The organism is Nocardiopsis potens DSM 45234 (genome assembly GCF_000341105.1).
Classification (GTDB): domain Bacteria; phylum Actinomycetota; class Actinomycetes; order Streptosporangiales; family Streptosporangiaceae; genus Nocardiopsis_A; species Nocardiopsis_A potens.
In genome coordinates this window covers 74,950-92,737 of sequence record NZ_ANBB01000016.1, presented here as the reverse complement: position 1 = coordinate 92,737, position 17,788 = coordinate 74,950, and the positions used below count along the sequence as shown (strand labels likewise).

Genomic DNA, 17,788 nt, shown 5'->3' with positions numbered 1-17,788 from the left:
GGGCCCCCCCCCGCCCCGCCCCTCCCCGGTGATCGGGGCCCTGCCAGAGCGCTCTGGCAGGGCCCCGATCACCGCCCTGGAGGAGGGTCGGGAACGCGAAGGGGCGCCCCGGTGGTCCGGGGCGCCCCGCTGCGGCCGCGGCGGTCAGTCGCCGTTGCGCGCGTCGACCAGGTCCGGCTTCTTCCAGTCCGGGTCGGAGAAGTACTTCTTGGTCTCGGCCACGACGACGCCGCCGAGCACCAGCAGGCCGATCAGGTTGGGCACCGCCATCAAGCCGTTGGCCACGTCGCTGAAGGTCCAGGCCAGGCTCAGCTCCGAGGTCGCGCCGACGTAGACGACCAGCACGAACACCAGCCGGAACGGCAGCACCGCGGCGCGGCCGACCAGGAAGTCCAGGCACCGCTCGCCGTAGTAGGACCAGCCGACCAGGGTGGTGAAGGCGAAGAACATCAGGCTGATCGCGACCACGTAGCCGCCGATCGGGGCCAGGGCCGGGGAGATGCCGCCGAACGCCTCGGTCATCGCCCAGTTGGTCATCAGCGCGCCGTCGCCGGTCTCGGCCTGGCTGCTCCACGCGCCGGTGACGATGATGACCAGGCCGGTCATGGTGACCACGACGATGGTGTCGATGAAGGTCTGGGTCATCGAGACCATCGCCTGGCGGACCGGCTGCTTCGTCTTGGCGGCCGCCGCGGCGATGCCGCCGGTGCCCAGGCCGGACTCGTTGGAGAAGATGCCGCGCGCCATGCCCTGCTGCATCGCGATGATGAAGGCGGAGCCGGCGAACCCGCCGACGGCGGCGGTGCCGGTGAACGCGTCGGTGACGATCAGCGCCAGGGCGGCCGGGATGTCGGCCACGTGCACCGCGAGGACCAGGACCGCGGAGACCACGTAGGCGATGATCATGATCGGCACCACCCCGGCGGCGAACCGGCCGATGCTCTTGATCCCGCCGAGGATGACGGCGCCGACGAGGACCACCATCGCGATGCCCGAGGCCCAGGTGGGCACGTTGAAGGTCGACTCGAGCTGGCCCGCCACCGCGTTGGCCTGGGTCATGTTGCCGATGCCGAAGGAGGCCAGGGCGCCGAAGAGCGCGAACAGGAAGCCCAGCACCACGCCGAGCTTGGCGCCGGCGCTGCCCGGGCCGAACTTCTCGGCCAGGCCGTAGCGCAGGTAGAACATCGGGCCGCCGCTCATCTCGCCCTTGGAGTCGGGGCGGCGGTACTTCACGCCGAGCAGCGCCTCGCAGTACTTGGTGGCCATGCCGAGCAGGCCGGTGACCCACATCCAGAACAGCGCGCCGGGGCCGCCGACGCCGATGGCCAGCGCCGCGCCGGCGATGTTGCCGACGCCGACCGTGGCGGCCAGCGCGGTGCTCAGCGCCTGGTAGTGCGAGATGTCGCCCTTGGCGCCGTCCTTCTCGGAGCGCCGGACCAGCGCCAGCCACAGTGCGTGGAACAGCACCCGGAACTGCAGGCCGCGGAGGCGGACGGTGAGGTAGACACCCACGAGCAGCAGCAGCGGGATGAGGAAGAACGGCCCCCAGATGAAGGAGGACGCGGCGTCCAGGGCCGCCTGGATGGCATCGGTCATTGCAGAGTGTCCCCTCTGGCTTCAGGAGAAGGCGTGTCCCAGGGTGCCGCTCGTGGCGACGCCCCTCCAGGATCGGACGGCCTTCCCCGGCGTCCTCCCTGCGACACGTACCCGACAGCGTCACACCGCCTGGTCACAGCGGTGTCACAGTTCACAGCCACTCCCGTTTCCAACCCTTTCGCACCGATTGCGGTGGTCCGAACCACGCCTTTTCGGACGCGGCGTTCCGCCTGCGCAGAACCGCGGCCCCGCCGGAACCTCCGGCGGGGCCGCGGCACCGGGACCGGTGCCGGCCGGGTCAGGTCCCCGGCGCGCCGACCGGTTCCGCCGGCCCGGCCGCCTCCGGTGCGCCGCCGCCCCGGGCGGTGCGCGCTCCGGACCCGCCGCCCCGGGCCCGGAGCGCCTCCGGGACCAGGGTGAGCAGCCCGGCCGCGGCCAGGGCGACCCCGATCCAGGGGGCGGCGAGCAGCCCGTAGGCGTCGATGCCCATGCCGCCGACCCAGGAGCCGAGCACCACGCCCATGGTGATGAAGGAGGTGTGGACCGTGTTGACCAGCGCGCGGGCGTTGCCCTCGCGGTGCACCCGCATCGCCATCGCCGGGTTGAGCGTGACGCCGACCAGGCCGATGCCGACCATGGCGGCGACCGCGGGGGCCTTGAGTCCGGCGAAGAGCGCGAAGCCGGCCAGGAAGAGCGCGTTCAGCACCAGGCCGACGGCGATGGCGGTCCGGGTGTGCGACTGGGCGAACCGCGCGACCACCGCGTTGCCGACCACCGAGGCCGCCCCGTAGACCAGCAGCAGCACCGGGACCGTCCCCGCGGAGAAGCCGGTGACCTCGGTGAGGATCGGGGTGAAGTAGGAGAAGGCGGAGAAGGTCGCGCCGATGATGAAGGTCGAGCCGAGCAGCGCCAGCAGCAGCCCCGGCCTGCGGAACACCGCCGCCTCGTCGCGCAGCCCGCCGGAGTCCTCCGCCGGGGCCAGGTGCGGCATGGAGGCCAGCACGGCGAGCGCGGCGACCGCCGCCAGCGCGCCGACCGCGGCGAACGCGGCCCGCCAGCCCCACAGGCCGCCGAGGAGGGTGGAGAGCGGCAGCCCGAGCAGGGTGCCGATCATCAGCCCCTGCATCGCGACGCCGGTGGCCCGGCCCCGCATGTCCTCCGAGACCAGCCGGATGACGGCGGTGATCGCCACCCCGAAGAAGGCGCCGGAGGCGGCACCGGTGACGACCCGGGCCAGGAGCATGACCGTGTAGTCGGGGGCGGCCGCGGCCAGGGCGTTGCCCGCGATGAAGACGGCGAACAGGATGAGCAGCGCGGTCTTGGGGGCGAGCCGCATCAGCGCGGTGGCGGCGATCGGGCCGCCGACGGCCATCGCCAGACCGAACGCGGTGATGAGGTAGCCGACCCGGGGGATGCTCACCCCCAGGTCGGCGGCGATCTGCGGCATCAGTCCGCCGACCAGGAACTCGCTGGTGACCATGGCGAAGATGCCGAGGGCCATCAGGTGGACGGTTCTGGGCACGGGTGCCTCTTTCTCTCGTTCACGCGGATTCGATTTTGGAATGCTCTGCCCAAAACTCGGGCACGGCGATGCGCACGGTGCCGCGCGCAGTGATGCGCACAGCGATGCGCAGGGCGCACGCAGGACCGGATCAGGTCGGGTCAGGCCGGATCAGGGACGCCGGCGGGTCGCGGCGGCGGGCCGTCCGCAGGCGGCGCTCTGGAGGAGCGCTCGCGGAGCGGAGAGGGGTCCGGCGGCGGAATCCCGGCCGGCGGGCCGGCCACCCCGCCCCGGACGGCCCGGGAAGGCCAGGAAGGCGGGGAAGGCGGAGTCGCCCGGCGACACGGAGCAGGAGGGCCCGCCCGACGGCGGATCGACCGGCGGAGCGAGCGGCGGGCCGAGCGGCAGAGCCGGCGCCCCGGAGCCGCCCTGGAAGGCGCCCCCGGACCGCCCAGTCCCCTGGGACGCCCCGCCATCAGGGCTCCAGCGCCCGGAGGCCGGTGGCCATGATGCCCTCCAGTACCTCCCGGCCGACGCCCGCCTGGCCCGCCACCCGAGCACCGCCCACCAGTGAGTTCACGTACCAGGCCAGTTCCATGGGGGCGCGGCCGGCGGCGATGGACCCGTCGGCCTGGCCCGCCCGGATCGTCCCCTCCAGCACGCCCAGCCGCCTGCGCCGGTCGGCGTCGAGCACCTCGGCCACGGCGGGGTTCCGCCGGACCGGTGCGGTCTGCGTGTTCACCGTGAAGCAGCCCACCCCGCCGCCCGGCTCCCGGTTGCCCATCTCGTCCTCGACGATCATCGCGAGCATCGCGCGGATGCGCTCCAGCCCCGGCCTGGTCTCGTCCTCCAGGACGGCGGCCTGCCGGTCCGCCCGCTCCTCCGCATAGCGCCGGAGAGCCCGGACGAACAGCTCCTCCTTCGAGGTGAAGGAGTTGTACAGGCTGCTCCGCGTCAGGCCGGTGGCCCGGCACAGGTCGTCGGTGGAGGTGCCGTCGTAGCCGCCGCTCCAGAAGACCCGGGCGGCGGCCTCGACCACTTCGTCCTCGTCGAACTTCCTCGGCCGTCCCATGCCGGGAACCCTAACACGTTTTGGAACGCCCCATCCAAAAACGGGCTGCCGGTTCGCCCGCCCGGACCGCAGCGCCGGGACCACCGGAGAGAACCAGGGAGCATCGGGGAGCACCGACCCCACGGGTCCCGGCCTCCCCGCTCCGCTGGCCGGTCGAGGACACTACCGGGCGGCGGAGCCCGGCGCCGGGCAGCATGGATCCACCGCGTCCGCCGGAGCCGGGAGGGGCAGCATGAGCGACCGCGAACACTCTGGCGAGGAGGACGACGGCCTCCACGGCTCCGCCCCCGCCCCGAAGAGCCCGGGGGAACCGGAGACGGCGGCCGCGAATGGAGAACCGGAAGCCGTGGATGGGGAACCTGGGGCCGCGGATGCGGATGCGGATGCGGAGCCCGTGCCCGAGCCGCCGATCCACGAGGAGCTCGGCTGGTGGCTGCACCGGGCGCCCCTGGTCGGCGCCGTGCGCGCCCTCCGGCGCGGCGCCGGGCCGCTGTTCACCGCCGCAGCGGCGCCCTTCCTCCCGCTCGCGCTTCTCGGCCTGCTCTTCCTCGCCCTGCCGGTGCGGTTCGCCTACGCCGACGGTGAGCTCCTGCTCTTCCCCGGCCCGGACGGCGCCGACGTCCCGCCCCCGGTGCTCGCCGCCTCGCTGGCCCTGCTGCCGCCGACGCTGTACGCGGCCGCCGTCTCCTGGACCGCCTCCCTGCTGGTCGCGGCCGGGGTGCTCAGCGGCGGCCCGGTGGACGCGCGGGCCGCCCTGCGCCGGGCGCTCCGCCCGTGGCCGGCGCTGGCCGCGCTGGGGGCCATGACGGCGGTCCTTGCCTGCGCGGCCGCCGTGGGGCTGGGGATGCTCCACGAGGCGGAGCGGCTCCCCTCGGAGCACTTGTACCTGTCCCCGCTGATCCGGGGGGCGGCGTTCGTCGCGGCGCCGGCCGTCTCCTTGGCCGCCGTTCCGGCCGGGTACGCCGGTGTCAGCGCCCTGCTGGAGCGGACCGGCTACTTCGCCGCGCTCCGCCGGGTCCGCCCGCTGCTCCGCAGGCGCTGGGGCCGGGCACTGGGGCTGCCGCTGCTCCTGCTGGCGGCCTCGGCCGGCGTGCAGGCGGGCATCGAGTACGCCCTCGACCAGGCGCCGATCCCGGGCCTGCTGTCGGCCGCCATCGGCCCGCCGGTCCGGCTGCTCGCCGCGACCGGGTCCTGGATGCTGCTGGCCTGCCTGTGCGCGGTGGCCGTGCTGCACGAACACGTCCGCTACTCCCTGAACCTCCCCGTGCTCCGCACCCCCGATATCCGCGCCGTCCGTGACGGGCTGCCCCGCGGTGACCCGCGACCGCTCCTCCCCCTCCGCCCGGTCCCGCTATCGGCGCTGTTCACCGCGGCCGCCGCAGCACTGCCCTCGCTGGTGTGGGCGGTGCCCTCCACCGCGCCGTCCTACGACGTGCGGCCGCTGGCCGACCTGGAGCCGGTGGAGGAGACCGAGGTCCGGGCGGCCGCAGGTGAGGACCTGATCCTCCAGACCGAAACCGGTCGGCCGCTGCGGGTCCGGTGCGCCCCGGACTGCCGGGTCTTCCCTGAGGAGAACGACGAGGAGAGCTCCGAGGGCCCGAACAGCGCCGTCTACGCCGGCGACGTCGAGACCGGGCTCACCCGGGCGTACTGGGAGGACGGCGTGCTCACCGCCGGCGAGGCCTGCCTCCGCAGCACCGGCTGCTCCGACCGCGCGGTCCCGCTCCGCGAGGTGCAGATCGAGGAGGACGGCTCCCAGGAGGAGATCAACGATGCCGCGGCCTTCGGGCGCCCGGAGTACCGGACGGCCGCCGCCACCGCGCTGGACGGCACCCGCTACATCGCCTCGATGGCGCCCACCCCCGGCTGGGGCGAGCAGGAGCTGCAGCTGCACCGCTGCTCCGCCGCGGACTGCACTGGGAGCGAGACCTCCCGGCTCGGCCGGTTCCCCGTCTTCCGTCTGCATGCGGGCGATTTTCGCCATGCCCCGGTGGACGTCGCGGCGCACCCGGACGGCTCGGTCGCGGTGAGCGTGCACGATCGGAGCACCGGAGCGGTCACCGTGTTCGCCTGCCCCGGCGGAGACTGCTCCGACCCGGTCCGCACCGTGGTCGCCGAGCACCGGTACCCGGCCAGGGAATACGTCGAGGCGGGATCACCGATGACCGGGTCGCGGATCGAGATCCGGCCGGACGGGCGGCCCGTCGTGGCCTACCGGGCCCCTGAGGACGGGTCGGTCCGGCTGGTGGACTGCGCGGACGCCGCCTGCTCCGCATCGGAGGAGCGCACCCTGACCGGACCGGGCTGGCGCCGCCCGCTCGCCGGGCTGGCCCTCGACTCGGCCGGGCGCCCGCAACTCGCCGCCACCACCGGGGACGGGGCCGAACTCGCCTATCTCGCCTGCGCGGACACCGGATGCACCGAGGTGCGGAGGGTGGACCTGGCCCCCCTCGAGCGGCCGCTCGACGACGTCGTCCTGACCCTCGACGCAGCGGACCGGCCGCGCCTCCTCGTCAAGCCGGATCCCATCGACTGGTCTTATTGGGAAGAGGAAGACCCGCCAGCGGAGTACCTGCCCCGGGTGCTGGCCTGCGACCGGCCGCACTGCGGCGCACCGGTCAGAGGTTGAGCGCGAACAGCCGGGGGTTGCCCCAGCGGAGGGCCTTCCCGATCGCCTCCGGTTCCGGCTGCGGGCGGACCGAGTCGGGGGCGCATCCGACGCCGACCTCCAGCCCGTCGCCGGGGCCGTCGAAGGCCCCGACCCTGCTGATGCCGAAACCGTTGTAGGCGAGCGCCTGCTCCTTCCAGGCGTGGCCGGGGAGGGCCATGAACTGCAGGCCCTCGTCCGGCCCGTACTGGTGGGCCGGGTACACGACCGCCCCGCGCGGCCTCCTCTCCCCGTCGTCGGCGACGACCCGCAACGCCTCGGCCGAACCGGGCGGCAGCGCCTCGCCCGCCTCACCGCTCTCCAGGTCGACCGGGCGGACCTCGGTGCGCTCCTCCTTCCACTCACCGCCGTCCGCCCAGGCCCCCTCCTCCGAGGAGTCTCCGCCGGTGTACTTCCGCACGGTGCGCACCAGGTAGACACCGCCGTCGCGCAGCGCGACCCGGTCGGAGGCGCGCCGTTCTCCGTCCTCCGGGAACTCCTCCGGCTCCGCGCTCCACTTCCGCTCGCCGCCGGCGTAGGCGCCGGCCGTTCCGCCTCCCCGCTCGGTGATCACGGCGGAGCCTGCCACGCCGACGACCCGGTCCCCATCCTCCAGCGGCGTGCGCTCCACCACCTCGCCCGATTCGGGGTCGAGCACGACGAGCTCCCCTTCCGGCGGCACACCCATCAGATCGCCGTACCCGAGTTCGACGAGGAGGCGGCCTTCCAGCCGGTGCAGCCCTCTGGTCTCCCCCACCCGGTTCTCGCGCAGCGATACCGCCCAGAGCTGCCGCCCGGTCTCCAGGTCCACCGCCCGGATCCGGTCGTCCTCGGCGTAGAAGAAGGTCCCGTCGGCCGCCTTCCCCTGCTCGCGAACCGCGGGGGCCCGAATCCGGCTCCTGGTGCTGAACAGCGAAACGCTCTCCTTATCCTCGAAGGAGGCCTCCAGGTCCACGAAGTACTCTGCGCCGTCGTCGTCCAGCGGGACGGACCAGCGCAGTTCGCCGCCGGCCGTGCAGTCCTCGCCGTCGCGCTCGCCGTCCTCGCAGAGCAGCGGCTCCTCCGGGCTGAGGCCGGAGGCGGGGAAGAGCGGGCCGTCCTCCTCGTCCGCCGCTTCTCCGCCGGACCACCCGCACCCTCCGGCGAGGAGCAGGGCGGCCAGCAGTGCGGGGACTCCCCTGGAAGCGCGCATGCCCGCAGGCTAAGCGGAGGGGGCGGCGCCGCACCGGGCCTTCCGGTGGCCGGTACGGGCCAGGTCCGTCCCGCGCGCCCCGCCCGTCCCGCACGGCGCTCCGGGGCACTCCCAGGCGCTCCGGGGCGGTTCGGGGCACTCCAGGACAGGTCCGCGCGGGCCGGCATGACATCCGTCATCCCGCCCCTCCGCGCCGCTCACACCGGTGCGGTGACTCCCGCGTCTGTCCCCCGGCCCACCGGTCCGCCACACTCGTGGGCATGACGACAGCGCGGACGGGCCCGGGCGCCCGCGGAGACCTCCCCGAGGAGCAGGGCGTGCAGGGCGCACCGGAGGGCGGCGGCGATCCGCCCCGGCCGGCCCAGCCGACCCTGCGCGACGTGCTGCCCTGGAAGGGCAAGGCGACCACCACCGACAAGGCGCTGCTCGGCTCGATCCTCGGCATCTTCGCGCTGATGATGGTGCTGCTTCCGGTCCGGCCCTACCTGATCGCCTCCAACCCGGTGCTGCTGGAGTTCCTCACCGGGAGCAAGGCCGCGGTCGGCTCCGCCGCCGCGTTCGCCCGGATCGGCGAGATCCCGCTCTGGCTCGCGGTGTTCGCCGGGACCGTGGGCATGGCCAAGTTCGACTGGCTGTTCTGGTGGACCGGGCGGCAGTGGGGACGGGGCATCGTCGACCTGTTCGCCTCCGGCGACCGCGCGAAGCGGTTCGCCGCCCGGGCCCAGGAGCTGAACCCGTGGATCCTGCGGCTCGGGGTGCTCGCCGCGGTGCTGCCCGGGGTGCCCAGCGCCCTGGTCTACGCGCTGGCCGGGTGGACCGGCATGCGGCTGGTGACCTTCCTGGTCCTGGACATCGCGGGGGCGCTGGCGATGACCGGGCTGGTCGCCGGCCTCGGCTACGGCCTGGGGCAGCACGCGGTGGACGTGGTGCTGCTGGTGGACAAGTACGCGCTCTGGGTCAGCCTGGCCATCATCGTCGGCCTCGCGGTGCTCTCCGGCGTCCGGGAGAGCCGCCGCGCGGCCCGCAAGGCCGCCGAACAGGAGGCCGCCGCGAAGGAGGCCCCGGCCCGGGAGGCCGAGTAGGCCGAGTAGCGCTCCGGACCGGCGGACGGGCACCTCCGGTCCGGCGGACGGGCCGGGAGGCGTCCCCCCGCCCGCGGCCGGGGGTCGGCCCGGAAACGGGAACAGGGCACGGCCGAGGCGGGCGCGGCCAGGCGGCACCCCCGCCCGCGGCCGGGGTCAGCCCGGAAGCGGGGACGGAGTGCGGCCGAGGCGGGCGACCAGGCGGTCGCCGACCGGGGCGTTCGGGGCGGTGGGGACCGGCGGGCCGAACAGGCGGTGCCGGGTGGCGTCGGTGACCACCAGCGGGGCGATGTCCAGCAGCTGCGCGGCGAGCGCGGCGGGGATCCGGACCGGGCGGCGGCAGGCCTGGCCGATGTCCCAGGCGTGCACGGCCAGCTCCAGGGCGCCGACCCCGGCCAGCGCCGCGACGCCCATCGACCGGTCGCCGACCGCGGCCGCCCCCGCGCGGCGCGCCCGGTCCGGGGGCAGCAGCCGGCAGGCCCGGATCCGGACCGCCGACACCGCCCCGTGCTCCTCCTCGACGGCGCCGGGCCCGGGCACCAGCCCGACCCGGCCCGCGCCCGTCCCCTCCTCCACCGCGGCCAGCGAGTCGGCCACGTGCAGCAGGAGCATCTCCAGGTCCCAGGCCGGGCAGGGGGTCGGCTCGGCCAGCATCTCCGGCTCCACCCGCTGGACCGCGCCCAGGACCAGGCCCACCGCCTGCCGCAGCAGCTCCGGTCCGAGCAGGTCGCCCGCCATGTCGCGCGCCGTCAGCGCCGCCAGCGGGTCGGCGCCGACCCCGCTCTCGATCGTCCCGCCCTGCACCGTCCGTCCGCCCATTCCGGCCCCTCCTGCTTCCGGGTCCACCTCGCTCGCACAGGTTGAGACCGGGCGGGGATCGAAAACTCGCCGGTTTCCGCGGAGATTTTTCCGGCACGGCGGAGCGGAGGGGCCGGCCGGGCCCTCCGCCGGGGTGTCGGCGGCGCGGCCGGATCCTCCGCTGCGCGCGGCTCAGGTGCAGGTCAGCGGGGCTCTGCGCGGGACGGTGCCGTCCCGTCGGCTCCGCTTCCGGTCCTCCTCACGGGTCCGCTGGTCTTTTTCCGCTCTTCTCCGTTCCGCGGCGCCGGGGCTCCGCTCCGGGACCCCGGGGCTCCAGGGCCCTGCTCCCGGGCGGCCGCCGCCGACCCTCTCAGCCCCCGGCCACCGACGGGAGGATGCGCACCTCGGAGCCGTCCGGCACCGGGGTGTCCAGCCCGGCGAGCGCCCGGCACTCCTCGTCGCCGACGAAGACGTTGACGAACCGGCGCAGCGCCCCCTGCTCGTCGCGGACCCGGCGGTCCAGCCGCGGGTGGCGGCGGGCGAGCTCGTCCAGGACGGCGCGGAGCGGCTCCCCGCCGGCCGGCCGCTCCACCGCGATGTGCTTGGCGCCGCCCGCGTCGGCCTGCAGGACCTGGGGCAGGATCACGGTCACCGACACCGCGCTACACCTCCGCGGCCCGGACGCAGAGCACGTCCGGCAGGTGCGCGGCGACCTGGGTCCAGGAGCCGGAATCGCCGACGGTGGCGTAGACGTCGCCGGAGCGGGTGCCGAAGTAGAACCCGGGCTCCTCGGCGCCGTCGGTGGCGGCCCCGTCGCGCAGCACGATGCCGTAGTAGGGCTCGGTGGGCAGGCCCGCGTCGACCGGGTACCAGCTGCGGCCGCCGTCGTCGGTGCGGTGCGGGCGCAGCCGGTGCTCCGGCGGCAGGTGGCAGGATTCGCTGATCACCGGGAAGTTCAGCGCGGTCCCCGGGCGGCCGGGGTGCGCCACCAGGGCGAACCCGAAGTCGCTGGGCAGGCCGTCGGCGATGGAGGTCCAGCCCTGGGCCGGGTCGGTGCTGCGGAACACCCCGTGGTGGTTCTGCGCGTAGAAGGCGCCGTCCGGGCCGACCGCGACCTTGTGCACGCACTGGCCGTACTCGGGGGTCTCCTCCGGCAGGAAGGTGGCGGTGATGCCGGCGTTGGCGGGCGCCCAGGAGGCGCCGCCGTCCCGGGTCTGGTAGACGCCGCCGGTGGACATGGCGACGGTCACCGCCCGGGGGTCGGTCCCGCGGGCGTCCACCCGTCCCGGGATGACGGTGTGCACCGCGCCGCCGCCCGCTCCGGGGAACCAGTCCTTGCGGTGCGGGTGCTCCCAGAGCGCGCGGACCAGTTCGAAGTGGAGTCCGCCGTCGGTGGAGCGGAACAGCGAGTGCGGCTCGGCGCCGGCGTAGACCTCGCCGGGCTCGCCGGTGAAGGCGAACTGCCAGGCCCGGGTGAGCGACTCCTCGACGTCGTCGGGGAAGGCGATCGGCGCCTTCTCCGGCTCGGACCAGGTGCGGCCGAGGTCGTCGCTGTGCCAGACGCTGGGGCCGAAGTGCGGGCTCTCCGCGCCGGCCAGCACCCGGCGGGTGTGCGGGTCGATGCCGACGGCGTAGATGCCCATCATGTCGGCATAGCCGTCGTCGTCGAGGCGGAGCGGCCCGCTCACCTCCCAGTGCCGCCGGTCATCCGAGGTGGCCCGGAACAGCCCTTTCCGTGTGCCTATGACCAGTAGGTACGCCATCGTTCCCCCTGAAGGCGAGTCGTTGACGCCACCCTGGCACACCCCACCGACAGATATGCGGTGCAGCTCACACTCTGCTGTGCCGCGCCCCCTCCTCGGCGGGCGCGGGGCCGGGCACTCCGGGCGCGCCGCCCGCCGCCCCAGCCTGCGCGCCGCCGGCCAGCGCCGCGGCGAGGCGGCCGGATCCGGCCACCTCGGCGGCGCCGGCGGCCACCGCCTCGACCAGCGGGAGCTCCCCCCGGGCGATCCGGGCGCAGACCTCCTCTGCGGCGGTCAGCCGGGCCTCGGCGGAGGGGGCGGGGCCGTCCCCGTACCCCGCGGCGCCCCCGTCCTCCAGGACGATGTGGAAGGCCCCGCCCTCCAGCAGCACCTCGACGGTGCCGGCCGCGCCGCCGGCCGCCCGCTCCAGCACGCCGGCCAGCGGCAGCGCCAGCCAGTGCGCGCGGAACGCGTCGGTGGGGCGGCGCTCGGCCAGCCCGGGCGCCCCCCATTCGGCCAGCGCGCGCAGCACCGGCAGCAGCCCCCGGCCGCGGGGGGTCAGCTCGTAGGCGGTGGCGGCGCCGCGCGGGGTGAGCCGGCGGCGCTCCACCAGGCCGTCCCGCTCCATGTCGCGCAGCCGGGAGGCGAGCACGTCGGTGCTGACGCCGGGCAGGTCGGCGTGGAGGTCGGTGTAGCGGCGCGGACCGGCGAGCAGTTCGCGGGCGATGAGGAGGGTCCAGCGCTCGCCGGCGGCGTCGAGGGCGCGGGAGACGGCGCAGTACTGGTCGTAGCTTCGGCGCGGCATGGACCACAGTCTAGACAACAGGTTGGACTTTCCAAGTCCGCACTTGGTAGAACCAAGTAGTGCCCCCGGTACGGCGGGGACCGCAGGGAAGGGCGACGATGGAGTACAGGCAGTCCGGCAAGCTCAACAACGTCTCGTACGAGATCCGGGGTCCGGTCATCGAGCAGGCCAACGCCCTGGAGGAGGCCGGCCACAGCGTGCTCCGGCTGAACACAGGCAACCCCGCGCTGTTCGGCTTCGAGGCCCCCGAGGAGCTGGTCCAGGACATCATCCGGAACCTGTCCGGCGCGCACGGCTACAGCGACTCCCGCGGCATCCTGCCCGCGCGCCGGGCCGTGGTGCAGCACTACGCCGACCGGGGCTTCCCCGAGCTCGGCGTGGACGACGTCTACCTGGGCAACGGCATCTCCGAGCTGATCCAGATGGCGATCCAGGCCCTGGTCGACGACGGCGACGAGATCCTGGTGCCCGCGCCGGACTTCCCGCTGTGGACGGCCTCGGTCACCCTGGCCGGCGGCAAGGCGGTGCACTACGTCTGCGACGAGTCCGCGGACTGGCTGCCCGACCTGGACGACATGGCCGCCAAGATCACCGACCGCACCCGCGCCGTGGTGCTGATCAACCCGAACAACCCCACCGGCGCGGTCTACCCGCGCGAGCTGGTGGAGGCCGTGTGCGACCTGGCCCGGCGGCACAACCTGATCGTGTTCAGCGACGAGATCTACGACAAGATCCTCTACGACGGCGCGGTCATGCACAGCCCCGCCGAGATCGCCCCGGACGTGCTCTGCCTGACCTTCAGCGGGCTGTCCAAGGCCTACCGGGTGGCCGGCTTCCGCTCCGGCTGGGTCGCGGTGACCGGCCCCAAGCGGCACGCCTCCGACTACCTGGAGGGGCTCACCACGCTGGCCGGCATGCGGCTGTGCCCGAACGTGCCGGCGCAGTACGCGGTGCAGGCCGCGCTCGGCGGCCGGCAGAGCATCCGCGACCTGGTGCTGCCCGGCGGCAGGCTGCTGCAGAGCCGGGACACCGCCTGGGAGCGGCTGAACGAGATCCCCGGCGTCTCCTGCGTGAAGCCCCGGGGCGCGCTGTACGCCTTCCCGCGGATCGACCCGAAGGTGCACCGCATCGTCGACGACGAGAGGTTCGTGCTCGACCTGCTGCTGCAGGAGAAGATCCACGTCGTCCAGGGCACCGGGTTCAACTGGCCGTCCCCGGACCACTTCCGGATCCTGACCCTGCCGCACCCGGACGACATCGACGCCGCCATCGGCCGGATCGGCCGGTTCCTCTCCGGCTACCGCCAGTAGGGCGGCCGCGCGGTGCCCCGGGGCGGGGCGGGAGCAGGGGACGGGGCCGGGGCCGTCGTCCGAAAGTACGACCGGCCCGCCTCCGGTTCCGACCGAGGTCGCCCGGGGTTCGCACGCACGGTCGATGCCGCGCGCGGCCCGCTTCCCTAGCCTGGTCCGTATGAGCACTCACGACCGCGGCAGCGGCGGGGCGGCGAGCGTCGTCGCCCGCCCGATCCTCGTCCACGTCCTCCTGCCCGTGCTGGGCGTCGGGGTGGGACTGCTGGTCAGATGGGCCGCGGCCTGGGTCGCCTCGCTCCCGTTCGCCCCCTTCCAGGGCGTGTTCGAACTGCTGGAGGCGCTCCCGGAGCCCGGGTCGACGATCGCCGCGGGCGCGGTGGGCGGCGTCGGCGGGCTGATCCTGGCCTTCCTGGACCACCACTACACGCTCGGCCTGGCGGTCTCCGCCGACCGGGCGGTGCTCCGCCGCACCGGCACCACCGAGGAGGTGGACCGCTCCGAGGTGCACGGCGTCTTCCTGGAGCCGAAGGCCAAGGACGGCGGGTTCCTGGACGAGGGCCGGCTGGTGCTGCTCGGCCCGCGCACCGAGGAGCTGGTCCGCGTCCCCTGCGACCTGAACTCCGGCGAGGTGCGCCGGGCCTTCACCGACCACGGCTGGCCCTGGCTGGAGTCCGACCCCCACCGCGGCGACTTCAAGCGCTGGGTGAACGGCCTGCCCGAACTCTCCGCCAAGGCCAACGCCCTGCTCAAGGCACGCGCCGAGGCGCTGGAGGCGGACGGCGAGGAGGACGCCGAGGAGCTCCGCCGCGAACTCCTCTCGGTCGGCGTGGTGGTCCGCGACGAGAAGAAGCGCCAGTACTGGCGCCCGATCCCGGACGCCGGAGGCGAGGGCTGATCCCCCGTTGATCTTGGCGCCGTCGCCGTCTCGACCGGCGGGGGTTTCCAGTATCAGCTGCAACACCGCCCAGGAGGGGACCGGAGGGGGACCGGCCGGTCGATCCGGCGCGGCGCCCCACGGAATACAGGTTCAGGCAGGCGGCGACGGCAGAGGAAGGGACGGGGCGCAGGCCTCACCCGGGTGCGGCGCCTCGCGGGGCGAGGGTTCAGGCGGGCGGCGAAGGCAGGGAGGGGCACCGGCCGGTCGGTCGGGTGCGGCGTCTCGCGGAGCGAAGGTTCAAGCAGGCAGCGAAGGCGGGAGGGGACCGGCCAGTCGGTCCGGCGCGGCGCCCCACGGGGTGGCGGCTCAAACCGGCGGCGACGGCGAAGGAAGGGGCGAGGCCGGGCGTCCCAGCCGGGCGCGGCGCCTCGCGGAGCGGAGGTTCAGGCAGGCGGCGAGGGCGGGAGAGGGGCGGGCGCCGCGTTCACCGGCCCGGCCCGGCGCGTGGTCCCGACGAAGGTGGGGGTGGGCCCGCCCGCGCCCCGCCCACCAGGGGGCCTTATCCCCATATGCCCGGTTCACGGCGGGGAACGGGCGCAGGCGGGGGCGCCCTGCGCACCGCGAGAGCACCCCGATTACATCTACCAGCGAGTAGTAAGCCCCGAAGCCCCCACCACCCCCTCTCCAGTTACCCAGAGTGGCCAAGGCGAGCCCTCCCCGCAGGGCAAAAGCGACATCCCGCCCCACGCCGCCCCTGCCCGGGTTCCGGCCCCCTGCCTTGCGGCCTTCCGGGCCGCTCGAACCCCCGAACACCGGCCCGACCGGGGCGATTCGGACCCCTGGAGGGCCGATCCGGGCCGGGATGCGCGCCCGGGAATCACCGGGGTGCTCCCGCGGTGCGCAGTGCACCCCACCCCGCCATCACCCTGCGTATTCACCCAGGTCAAAGAGGTGCAGTGGTTTCAAGGGCGGCCGGCCCCGGCGCCCGGGCGGCGCGGGAACGGCGATCCCGCCCCCTGCCCCACCACTGCCGCCCCGCCCCGCCCTACCGCACCCGACCGACCAGCCGGTCCCCTTCCCCGCCATCGCCGCCCGCCTGAACCCTCACCCCGTGAGGCGCCGCACCCGGGCGACCGCCTCCGCCCCGCCCCCACCGGCGCCGTCGCCGCCGGTCTGAACCGTCACCCCGTGGGGCGCCGTGCCGGACCGACCAGCCGGTCCCCTTCCCCGCCGTCGCTGCCCGCTTGAACCTTCGCTCCGCGATGCGCCGCACCGGACCGACCAGCCGGTCCCCACCGCCGCCCTCGCCGCCGGCCTGAACACCCGCCCCGCGAGACGCCGCGCCCGGGCGACCGCCTCCGCCCCGCCCCCCCCGGCCCCGTCGCCGCCGGTCTGAACCGTCCCCCCGTGGGGCGCCGTGCCGGACCGACCAGCCGGTCCCCACCGCCGCCCTCGCCGCCGGCCTGAACACCCGCCCCGCGAGACGCCGCACCCGGGCGACCACCCTGCCCCGCCCCTGCCTCTGCCGTCGCTGCTGGTCTGAGCCGTCACCCCGTGGGGCACCGCACCCGACCGACCAGCCGGTCCCCTTCCCCGCCGTCGCCGCCCGCCTGAACCTTCACTCCGCGATGCGCCGCACCGGACCGACCAGCCGGTCCCCACCGCCGCCCTCGCCGCCGGCCTGAACACCCGCCCCGCGAGACGCCGCGCCCGGGCGACCGCCTCCGCCCCGCCCCTTCCTCCGCCGTCGCCGCCCGTCTTGACCTTCGCTCCGCGGGGCGCCGCACCCGACCGACCAGCCGGTCCCCCTCCCCGAGTTCCTCGCTGCAGCGGCCGCTTGAGGGCAACGGCGTCACGATCAACGCCCCGCACCCTCTTGTCAACATGTTGTCGACATGACAAGGTGCTGTCATGAGCAAAGGGACAGTACACCTCGCCCTGCCCGACGGGCTCGCCGACTGGGAGACCGGGCACACCACCGCGCACCTCCGCAACGGCCTGGCGCACCGGCGGCCGGGCTCCTTCGAGGTCCGCACGGTCGGCCTCACCCAGGACCCGGTCACCACCATGGGCGGCAGCCGGATCCTGCCCGACACCGTCCTCGCCGACCTCGCCCCGGCCGACTCGGTCCTGCTGATCCTGCCCGGGTCCTCCTCCTGGGACGAGGACCCGGAACTGAACGCCCCGTTCACCCGAACCGCGCGCGCCTTCCTCGACGCCGGCGTCCCGGTGGCCGGGATCTGCGGCGCCACCGCCGGGCTGGCCCGGGAGGGCCTGCTCGACGACCGCGAGCACACCGGCGCGGCGGCCGAGCACCTCGCCGCCACCGGCTACCGGGGCGGCGACCACTACCGGGAGGCCGACGCGGTCACCGACGGCGACCTGATCACCGCCGGGCCGACCGAGCCGGTCGCGTTCGCCCGCGAGGTCTTCGCCCGGCTCGACGTCTTCGAACCCGAGGTCCTCGACGCCTGGTACCGGCTCTTCCGGCACAGCGACGCGAGCGCGTTCGAGGTGCTGGCGAAGGCGAGCGCGTAATGTCCCCGGAGCCGGGCGGCGCGCGGCCCGAGGCCGCCGCCCCGGCGGCGGCCCCCTCCCCCGCGGAGGGCTCTGCCGAGGAGGCGCAGCGGCTGCTCTCCGCCGCCGCGATGGGCGCCTTCCGGCTGAACGGGGCCTTCCTCGCGGTCTCCGAAGGGCTCGCCCGGTCCGGCGGCCTCACCGCCGCCCGCTGGCAGGTACTGGGGTCGGTGCTGCACACCCCGGCCCCGGTCGCCGGGATCGCCCGGAACCTGGGGTTGACCCGGCAGGCCGTGCAGCGCACCGCGGACTCCCTGGTGGAGCAGGGGTTCGCCGAGTACCGCCCCAACCCCGCGCACAGCAGGGCCAAGCTGCTGGCCGCCACCGGGGCCGGCCTCGACGCCGTCCGGCGGATCCACCCGGAGCACCGTGCCCTGGCCGAGCGGCTGGCCGCCGAACTCGGGGCGGACGGGCTCCGCGACGCGGAGGCGGCGATCCGCGCCCTGGCCGGCGCCCTGGACCGGATCGGCGCCGAGCGCGCCTGACCGGGGCTGCCGGGGCCGACCGGGGATGCGCGTCCTCCGCCCCGCCCCGCCTCCATCCCGCCCCCGCTCCGCCTCCGCAGTGCGGAGGACGCGGAAAGCGGAAA

General features: G+C 75.1%; 14 protein-coding genes. 6 read left to right on the top strand and 8 right to left on the bottom strand.

Features of this window, described 5'->3' with window-relative positions:
• Positions 1-144: 144 nt before the first annotated feature.
• From D459_RS0106650 to D459_RS0106640, 3 genes are all read right to left on the bottom strand, one after another.
• Positions 145-1,596, bottom strand: coding sequence for an alanine/glycine:cation symporter family protein (locus D459_RS0106650; RefSeq protein WP_017592220.1), 1,452 nt, complete (start codon positions 1,594-1,596; stop codon positions 145-147).
• 298 nt (positions 1,597-1,894) lie between these two features.
• On the bottom strand, positions 1,895-3,118 hold the full coding sequence (locus D459_RS30950; RefSeq protein WP_169558449.1) for an MFS transporter: 1,224 nt from the start codon (positions 3,116-3,118) through the stop codon (positions 1,895-1,897).
• A 454-nt stretch (positions 3,119-3,572) separates the two neighbouring features.
• Positions 3,573-4,169 carry a TetR/AcrR family transcriptional regulator gene (locus D459_RS0106640; RefSeq protein ID WP_026120115.1) on the bottom strand — a complete coding sequence of 199 codons (597 nt, stop codon included), beginning with the start codon at positions 4,167-4,169 and terminating at the stop codon, positions 3,573-3,575.
• A gap of 394 nt (positions 4,170-4,563) precedes the next feature.
• On the opposite strand from D459_RS0106640, the gene D459_RS0106635 reads away from it, so the two are divergent.
• Entirely contained in the window at positions 4,564-6,798 is a 2,235-nt protein-coding gene (locus D459_RS0106635; RefSeq protein WP_017592217.1) for a hypothetical protein, read from the top strand.
• Here the strand turns inward: D459_RS0106635 and D459_RS0106630 are convergent.
• The gene (locus tag D459_RS0106630) at positions 6,788-8,008 is read right to left on the bottom strand and encodes an outer membrane protein assembly factor BamB family protein (protein WP_017592216.1); all 1,221 of its coding nucleotides are present in this window, start codon (positions 8,006-8,008) and stop codon (positions 6,788-6,790) included. The two genes, D459_RS0106635 and D459_RS0106630, sit on opposite strands and share 11 nt — an antisense overlap.
• 260 nt (positions 8,009-8,268) lie before the next feature.
• On the opposite strand from D459_RS0106630, the gene D459_RS0106625 reads away from it, so the two are divergent.
• Positions 8,269-9,090, top strand: coding sequence for a DedA family protein (locus tag D459_RS0106625; RefSeq protein ID WP_152522911.1), 822 nt, complete (start codon positions 8,269-8,271; stop codon positions 9,088-9,090).
• Positions 9,091-9,246: 156 nt separating this feature from the next.
• Here D459_RS0106625 and D459_RS0106620 read toward each other — a convergent pair whose 3' ends face one another.
• The 4 genes from D459_RS0106620 to D459_RS0106605 all read right to left on the bottom strand — a co-directional run bounded on the left by D459_RS0106620 (position 9,247) and on the right by D459_RS0106605 (position 12,435).
• Entirely contained in the window at positions 9,247-9,909 is a 663-nt protein-coding gene (locus D459_RS0106620) for a TIGR03086 family metal-binding protein (RefSeq protein WP_017592214.1), read from the bottom strand.
• A 349-nt stretch (positions 9,910-10,258) separates the two neighbouring features.
• Positions 10,259-10,546, bottom strand: coding sequence for a MoaD/ThiS family protein (locus tag D459_RS0106615; protein WP_017592213.1), 288 nt, complete (start codon positions 10,544-10,546; stop codon positions 10,259-10,261).
• 4 nt (positions 10,547-10,550) lie between these two features.
• Positions 10,551-11,651, bottom strand: a complete 1,101-nt coding sequence (locus D459_RS0106610; RefSeq protein ID WP_026120114.1) for a sialidase family protein — start codon at positions 11,649-11,651, stop codon at positions 10,551-10,553.
• Positions 11,652-11,718: 67 nt separating this feature from the next.
• Positions 11,719-12,435: a winged helix-turn-helix transcriptional regulator gene (locus D459_RS0106605; protein ID WP_017592211.1), complete on the bottom strand. Its 717-nt coding sequence runs from the start codon at positions 12,433-12,435 to the stop codon at positions 11,719-11,721.
• A gap of 98 nt (positions 12,436-12,533) precedes the next feature.
• On the opposite strand from D459_RS0106605, the gene D459_RS0106600 reads away from it, so the two are divergent.
• The 4 genes from D459_RS0106600 to D459_RS30945 all read left to right on the top strand — a co-directional run bounded on the left by D459_RS0106600 (position 12,534) and on the right by D459_RS30945 (position 17,684).
• A complete protein-coding gene (locus tag D459_RS0106600) occupies positions 12,534-13,745 on the top strand; it encodes a pyridoxal phosphate-dependent aminotransferase (RefSeq protein WP_017592210.1) in 1,212 nt (403 codons plus the stop codon).
• 160 nt (positions 13,746-13,905) lie between these two features.
• Positions 13,906-14,640, top strand: coding sequence for a YqeB family protein (locus D459_RS0106595; protein WP_017592209.1), 735 nt, complete (start codon positions 13,906-13,908; stop codon positions 14,638-14,640).
• Between the two features lie 1,893 nt (positions 14,641-16,533).
• Positions 16,534-17,160 (top strand): DJ-1/PfpI family protein, encoded by a 627-nt coding sequence (locus D459_RS0106590; RefSeq protein WP_017592208.1) that lies wholly within the window; start codon positions 16,534-16,536, stop codon positions 17,158-17,160.
• A complete protein-coding gene (locus D459_RS30945; RefSeq protein ID WP_017592207.1) occupies positions 17,160-17,684 on the top strand; it encodes a MarR family winged helix-turn-helix transcriptional regulator in 525 nt (174 codons plus the stop codon). The genes D459_RS0106590 and D459_RS30945 overlap by 1 nt, the downstream gene beginning before the upstream one ends.
• Positions 17,685-17,788: the final 104 nt, after the last annotated feature.